Raw genomic sequence first — 6,486 nt, 5'->3', positions numbered from 1 at the left:
CCAGCCTTCGCGTGTCTCGACTTCGCTCGACACGAACGGGAGTATAGCTTTGGCTTGTCCCCTTCCGGTCGATACCCGCCATCCCGATTGACCTTCCCACCCATTCGGCGCAGCATCGCGCCATGACGCTCACCATCACCCCCAGCGGTCAGGCGTGCGGCGCGCGCGTGACCGGCATCGATCTGACGCAGCCTCTCGATGAAACCACCATCGCCGAAATCCGCGCGGCATGGCTCGATCATCATGTCCTCGCCTTCCCTGAGCAGAAGATGAGCGAGGAGGATCTCGAACGCTTCACCGGCTATTTCGGCGGCTTCGGCGACGATCCCTTCATCCGCCCGATTCCGGGCCACGAACATATCATCGCGGTGAAGCGCAAGGCCGACGAAACCGCGCCGCTCTTCGCCGAAAACTGGCATAGCGACTGGAGTTTCCAGGATCGCCCGCCCGCGGGAACCTGCCTGTTCGGCATCACCATCCCGCCGGTCGGCGGCAACACCGAATTTTCCAACCAGCATGCCGCGCTCGATGCGATGCCCGCCGATCTTCGCGCCCGCGTCGAGGGGCTGCTGGCGGTCCACAGCGCGCGGGGCGGCTACGCGCCCCAAGGCATGTACGGCGCGAACGACCCTAAGGGACCGGGCGGGCGGAGCATGGATATCCGTTCGAGCGACGAAGCGCTCGACACGCAACTTCACCCCTTCATTCGCGAGCATCCCGAAACCGGGCGCAAGGGCCTGTTCGGCTGCGCGGGCTATATTATCGGCTTCGACGGCCTCGACGATGCCGAAGGCCTGCCTTTGCTCTATGAGCTGGCCCAATGGCAGGGACGCGAGGAGTTTCGCTACAGCCACGCTTGGGAACCCGACATGCTCGTCATGTGGGACAATCGCTCGGTGCTCCACCGCGCGACCGGGGGCTATGACGGCTACGACCGCCTGCTCCATCGCACGACGGTCGCGGCGTGGGACGGGCAGGCCTAAAGCATTCCAATAAAGGGACTATCTGTGATCCGGTGCATTTGCGATGCGTCCGGATGCCGGTAAGTGCGGCCCGTCGACCCCGCCTACGGAGATTTTCCATGCGCCTTGTCCCGCTCGCCATCCTCCCGCTCGCCGCACTTCTGACGGGCGGAGCCACCGCTGAAAGGAAGCGTGCCCCCTTCGATGGCGCATGGATGAGCTGCGAGACCTATCAGGGCTCGCGCATCTGCTCCTACACGCTGACGGCGCAGCGCGGCGCGCGGGTGTGCGGTGTCCAGCGCGATTTCGCGACCAACGCTTATTATACGCAGCGCTTCATCGCGAGGGCCGAAGGAAATCGCGCGGACATCGACAAGATCTGCGGCGACCCGGGGTCGGAAACCGACACCTATTGTGCCGGCCAGGCCCCCGCAAACGCGGAGAAAGTCGGCTGGAGCACCTCCGATCAGACGCTCCATGCGTGCGGGAACAGGCTGTACGGCACCGAAGCCGGCACATCTTTCCGTTGCGCCGCCGCGCGGCCGGCCGCCGGATTGCCGAAGGTCCGCAGCCTTGGCGGCGAAGGACCGGAGCCCGAGGATGCCGCGTGGATGGCATCCTGCCTCCGCGGCGAAGATTAAGCCTCGTCGCGCACGAGCGTCCCGACCACGCCCCATGCGATCAGCGCCTGTCCTGCGAAATAGAGCGGCCACACGAACCATATCGTGACGTCCCGGGACAATACGCCTCCTTCGCCTGCGAAGATGAAGAGGTCGCTGGCAAGGAACATCATTGCGCCGATTCCGGTGCGATAGCGCGGAAAGCGGCTCGCCCAAGCGGTCGCGGCCATTGCCGCGACGATCGCGGTATAGCCGATCGCGGCGCCCATCTGGCCGGCCGGTGCGCTCTTCGTCAGCCCCCAGGCGATCAGCAGCGCGAGCGGCACCGTCAAAAGGCCGAGCATCGTCTGCGACACCGTGCGCTTTCGCCGCCGGTTGCGAAGATAGAGCGCGATCGCGATCAGGTGCCCGGCTGCGAAGGCGATCGCGCCCGGAACCAATCCGACGGCATCGAGCAGCCAGTCGCCAAGCGCCCCGAAACCCAGCACCGCAGCGATCATCCAGCCGCCGGTGTTTCGCGCGTTCGCGGCTGCCCACACGGCGAGAAGACCGACACCGCTCGTCTTCCACGCCCAGATCGCCGGGCCATCGAGCCGCAGAAAGACTGCGCCGAAGAAGCTGATGCCGCCCAGCAGCGCGAGCCACCACAGCCAGTGCAGCCGATCCCAACCCTGTTCCGCCACCGAACGCCACCCCTTTGCATCTTGTTCGCAAGGAGCCTAGTGCGCGGCAACTGCCGCGCAAGTCAACCGGTGCGCGCGGCCTACCCCTCGCAAGACAACGGACAGGGTAAATGACGCAGGACATTCACATCATCGGCGGCGGCCTTGCCGGTTCCGAGGCGGCTTGGCAGCTCGCCGAGGCGGGCTATCGCGTGCGCCTGTCCGAAATGCGCGGCGGCGGCGACATGACGCCGGCGCATCAGGGCGACACCCTCGCCGAAATGGTTTGCTCGAACAGCTTTCGCAGCGACGACGGCGACAGCAACGCCGTCGGCCTGCTCCACCGCGAGATGCGCGTGCTCGGCTCGATCATCATGCGCGAGGCCGATGCCACCAAGGTGCCCGCAGGTTCGGCGCTCGCGGTCGATCGCGACCTTTTCTCGGGCGGCGTCACGAGCGCGCTCGAAAACCATCCGAACGTCACCATCGTCCGCGAGCGCATCGACACGCTCCCGAGCGAAGGCCTGACGATCGTCGCTACCGGCCCGCTCACCGCCTCGGGCCTCGCCGAGAGCATCGGCACCGCGACCGGCAAGGACGCCCTCGCCTTTTTCGACGCGATCGCGCCGATCGTCTACCGCGACAGCATCGACATGGACGTCGCATGGATGGCAAGCCGCTGGGACAAGGTCGGGCCGATCGGCGACGGCAAGGATTATATCAACTGCCCGATGGACAAGGACCAGTATCACGCCTTCGTCCAGGGGCTGATCGACGGCGACAAGACCGACTTCAAGGACTGGGAAAAGGACACGCCCTATTTCGAGGGCTGCATGCCGATAGAGGTCATGGCGGAGCGCGGGGTCGAAACCTTGCGCTTCGGTCCGATGAAAGGGGTTGGCCTCGACAATCCGCGCACGGGGCGCTGGCCCTATGCCGTCGTCCAGCTCAGGCAGGACAATGCGCTCGGCACCTTGTGGAACATGGTCGGCTTCCAGACCAAGCTCAAGCACGGCGCACAGGTCGAACTGTTCCGCACCATCCCCGGTCTCGAGAAAGCCGAATTCGCCCGCCTTGGCGGCCTCCATCGCAACAGCTTCATCCGCTCGCCCGAACTGCTCGATCAGCAGCTACGCCTCAAATCGGCGCCGCACATACGCTTCGCCGGCCAGATCACGGGCTGCGAAGGCTATGTCGAGAGTGCCGCGATCGGCCTCGCGGCTGCGCGCTTCGCCATCGCCGAGCTGGCGGGCCGCGCCCTGCCCCCGCCACCGCCGGAAACCGCACTCGGCGCGCTTCTCGGCCACATCACCGGCGGCGCCGACGCGTCCTCCTATCAGCCGATGAACGTCAATTTCGGCCTCTTCCCGCCGCTCGCCGAAGATGTCCGCAAGAAGGACCGCAAGCTCGGCTATACGCAGCGCGCCGGGCGGGCGCTGGCGGAGTGGATGAAGCTGGCCGACGGCGTCGCGGCCTAGCAGCCGCACTTCGGCTTCACGACCCGCTTCGGCGCCGTGGTCGCGAACTCGGCGCGCGTCAGGTCGCCCGATCGGTCGCCATCGGCCTTTGCAAAGCGTTCGCCCGTCGCCGCCGCCCATTCCTCGAAGGTCAGCAGATTGTTGCCGTCCTTGTCGAGCTTGCGGAACGCCGCGGTGCGTGAGGACATCAGCTCGACGCGGCTGATCCGGTCGTTACGGTCGCGGTCGAAGCGGTTGAAACGCCGTTCCTCGCGCGACGCCTCCTTCGCGGCGGGCAACGCCGGCGGCGCCGGCCCGCGCCTCGGCGCGTTCGCCCCCGCAACGGGGATGGCGGGTAGTCCCGGCGGCGGCTCGGGCAGCACCTCTTCCTCGGCGATCTGGCTATAGCCCTTCCACATGAAAAGCCCGCCGGTGAGCAGCAATGCGCTCGCAATACCGCCGATCAGGAATCTGGAAATCGCCATGCATCCCTCCGATGGTAGGCTTGCTATCACGGCGCGGAGAAGACCAGCAACAGACGCCGCCATATTGGCGACAAATGTTGATCGGAAAGATTGTTCAAAATCGGCAACGCAATTGCTATATCCGATCAATGCAAAATTACCTGCCATCGCTGAAGCAGATGCAATATCTGGTCGCGCTCCACGAGCACGGCCATTTCGGCCGCGCCGCCGACGCCTGCAACGTCACCCAGTCGACCCTCTCGGCGGGCATTCGCGAGCTTGAGACGCTGCTCGGCCAGACCCTCGTCGAGCGCACCCGCCGCGTCGTCCGCTTCACAGGGCTCGGCGACAAGATCGTCGACAAGGCCCACCGCGTGCTCCGCGAGGCCGAGGAACTCGCCGACATGGCCGCGGCCGCCGCGGCGCCGCTGGTCGGCGAACTGCGCATGAGCGTCATCCCGACGATCGCGCCCTTCCTGCTCCCCGGCCTGCTTCCGCGCCTCCGCAAGGAACGCCCGTCGCTCAAGCTCTTCCTGCGCGAGGAGCCGAGCGCACAGGCGTGCGAATCGCTCCATCACGGCATGGTCGACTGTGTGCTCCTCGCCCTCCCCTATGCCTGCGGCGACGTCGAGAGCGAGAAATTGTTCGACGACGCGTTGTTCGTCGCCTTCCCCGGCGAGCAGGCCGAAAACCTGCCCGCCATGGTCAGCGCCGATCAGATCGACCCCGCGCAGATGCTGATGCTCGAGGACGGGCATTGCCTGAAGGATCATGCGCTCGCCGCGTGCAACCGGCCCGAGCTGCGCGCCGGCGCGCGGATGATGGGGACCTCGCTTCACACGCTCGTCCAGATGGTCGACAATGGCCTTGGCATCACGATGCTGCCGCAGATGGCGATCGAGGCCGGAATCCTCGATCACACCGACATCGACACGCGCCCGCTCGATTCGGACCACGACTGGCGCACCATCGCGCTCGTCTGGCGCAAGGGCAGCCCGCGCGCCGACGAGTTCCGGATGCTCGCCGACATCTTCCGCAAGCATCAGGCGAATTAGGGATTCCACCGCTCCGCGCGATCATCATCGCTGTCGCGCGGCTCTACCCACCGGATGCGCCCGTCGGCGAAGCTCTCGCGCTTCCACAGCATCACATCGGTCTTGAGCCGGTCGATCAGAAACTCGGTCGCGGCCAGCGCCTCCGCCCGATGCCGGCTGCTTGCGAGCACCAGCACGATCGTCTCGCCGGGAGCCAGCGCGCCGACGCGGTGGATCAGCGTCAACGCCGCGAGTCCCCAGCGATCGGTGGCGGCATGGGCGAGTTCAGCGAGCCCTGAGGCGGTCAGCACCGGATGATGTTCGAGGAACAATTCGGTCAGCCCCTCATCGCCGCGCACCCGCCCGACGAAACTCGCGCTGGCGCCATGCCCCCCGGCGTCGTGCCGATCGAGCTCGGCCGGAACGTCGATCGCCTCCGCCTGAACGAGAACGCGGATCATCCGCCCGTCACCGGCGGGAACAGCGCCACCTCATCGCCGAGCAGCGCTTCGGAACCGGCCATGGCGCCACCGATCGCCGCGCGAATGCGCCCCGGCTCGGCGAAAGCGAAGGCGCCGCGCTCGTCCCGCGCCGCGAGCCAGCGCACCAGATCGCCCACGGTCGTCACATCGACCGGGGCATCGACCCGCTCTTCCGCGACCCCCATCCGTTCGCGCACCCAGGAGAAATAAGAGATATGCAGCGCCATCGCGCTCAATCCATATGCTTGAGGCCGACGCGCAGATAATCCCAGCCGGTGATCAGCGTCAGCACCGCCGCGCCCCACAGCGAGGCGAGCCCGACGATCTTGATCCACGCCATCGCCGGCAGCGCGCCGGCAAGGATCAGCGCGCCGAAGGCGATGAGCTGAAAGGTCGTCTTCCATTTGGCGAGCTGGGTCACCGGCATCGACACCTGCAAGGTCGCGAGGAATTCGCGCAGCCCCGACACGATGATCTCGCGCAACAGGATCATCAGCGCCGCGATGACATGATAGCCCGCGATGTCGCGCGTGAAGACGAGCAGCAGGATCACCGCCGCAATCATGATCTTGTCGGCGATCGGATCGAGGAAGGCGCCGAGCCGCGACACGATCCCGCGCGCGCGCGCCACATAGCCGTCGAAATAGTCGGTAACGCCCATCAGGCAATAGAGACCGAAGGCCAGCGCATAATCGATCGGTTTCGGCTGCAAGGTCCCTTCGGTCACGCCAGGCCACAGCAGGAAAAGCAGGATGGGAACCGCCAGAATGCGCGACAGCGTCAGGATATTGGGAAGGCTGAGCAT

9 protein-coding genes are annotated in these 6,486 nt (G+C 66.2%); 4 read left to right on the top strand and 5 right to left on the bottom strand.

Translation table 11 applies throughout. The features are described 5' to 3' along the window. Positions 1 to 122: 122 nt before the first annotated feature. On the top strand, positions 123 to 983 hold the full coding sequence (locus ACE3SL_RS03215; protein ID WP_374524318.1) for a TauD/TfdA dioxygenase family protein: 861 nt from the start codon (positions 123 to 125) through the stop codon (positions 981 to 983). A 98-nt stretch (positions 984 to 1,081) separates the two neighbouring features. Further along, entirely contained in the window at positions 1,082 to 1,603 is a 522-nt protein-coding gene (locus ACE3SL_RS03210) for a hypothetical protein (RefSeq protein WP_374524317.1), read from the top strand. On the opposite strand, the gene ACE3SL_RS03205 is transcribed toward ACE3SL_RS03210, so the two are convergent. Then, the gene (locus ACE3SL_RS03205) at positions 1,600 to 2,265 is read right to left on the bottom strand and encodes a lysoplasmalogenase (protein WP_374524316.1); all 666 of its coding nucleotides are present in this window, start codon (positions 2,263 to 2,265) and stop codon (positions 1,600 to 1,602) included. The two genes, ACE3SL_RS03210 and ACE3SL_RS03205, sit on opposite strands and share 4 nt — an antisense overlap. Positions 2,266 to 2,375: 110 nt before the next feature. Here ACE3SL_RS03205 and trmFO point away from each other — a divergent pair, with 110 nt between their 5' ends. Then, positions 2,376 to 3,722 carry a methylenetetrahydrofolate--tRNA-(uracil(54)-C(5))-methyltransferase (FADH(2)-oxidizing) TrmFO gene (gene trmFO, locus ACE3SL_RS03200; protein ID WP_374524315.1) on the top strand — a complete coding sequence of 449 codons (1,347 nt, stop codon included), beginning with the start codon at positions 2,376 to 2,378 and terminating at the stop codon, positions 3,720 to 3,722. Here trmFO and ACE3SL_RS03195 read toward each other — a convergent pair. Continuing rightward, on the bottom strand, positions 3,719 to 4,186 hold the full coding sequence (locus tag ACE3SL_RS03195) for an EF-hand domain-containing protein (RefSeq protein ID WP_374524314.1): 468 nt from the start codon (positions 4,184 to 4,186) through the stop codon (positions 3,719 to 3,721). The two genes, trmFO and ACE3SL_RS03195, sit on opposite strands and share 4 nt — an antisense overlap. A gap of 128 nt (positions 4,187 to 4,314) precedes the next feature. Between ACE3SL_RS03195 and ACE3SL_RS03190 the strand changes: the two genes are divergently transcribed. After that, the gene (locus tag ACE3SL_RS03190; protein ID WP_374524313.1) at positions 4,315 to 5,220 is read left to right on the top strand and encodes a hydrogen peroxide-inducible genes activator; all 906 of its coding nucleotides are present in this window, start codon (positions 4,315 to 4,317) and stop codon (positions 5,218 to 5,220) included. Here ACE3SL_RS03190 and ACE3SL_RS03185 read toward each other — a convergent pair. From ACE3SL_RS03185 to pgsA, 3 genes are read right to left on the bottom strand one after another with little or no spacing between them, the layout of a single operon-like run. Further along, positions 5,217 to 5,660 carry a molybdenum cofactor biosynthesis protein MoaE gene (locus tag ACE3SL_RS03185; RefSeq protein ID WP_374524312.1) on the bottom strand — a complete coding sequence of 148 codons (444 nt, stop codon included), beginning with the start codon at positions 5,658 to 5,660 and terminating at the stop codon, positions 5,217 to 5,219. The two genes, ACE3SL_RS03190 and ACE3SL_RS03185, sit on opposite strands and share 4 nt — an antisense overlap. Further along, positions 5,657 to 5,908, bottom strand: a complete 252-nt coding sequence (locus ACE3SL_RS03180; protein WP_374524311.1) for a MoaD/ThiS family protein — start codon at positions 5,906 to 5,908, stop codon at positions 5,657 to 5,659. The genes ACE3SL_RS03185 and ACE3SL_RS03180 overlap by 4 nt, the downstream gene beginning before the upstream one ends. A gap of 5 nt (positions 5,909 to 5,913) precedes the next feature. Further along, positions 5,914 to 6,486 (bottom strand): CDP-diacylglycerol--glycerol-3-phosphate 3-phosphatidyltransferase, encoded by a 573-nt coding sequence (pgsA, locus tag ACE3SL_RS03175; RefSeq protein ID WP_374524310.1) that lies wholly within the window; start codon positions 6,484 to 6,486, stop codon positions 5,914 to 5,916.

It is taken from the genome of Sphingopyxis sp. (assembly GCF_041916015.1).
In the GTDB taxonomy this organism is placed as follows: Bacteria; Pseudomonadota; Alphaproteobacteria; order Sphingomonadales; family Sphingomonadaceae; genus Sphingopyxis.
The sequence above is the reverse complement of the archived record's forward strand: the minus strand, read 5'-3'. Positions and strand labels throughout refer to the sequence as shown.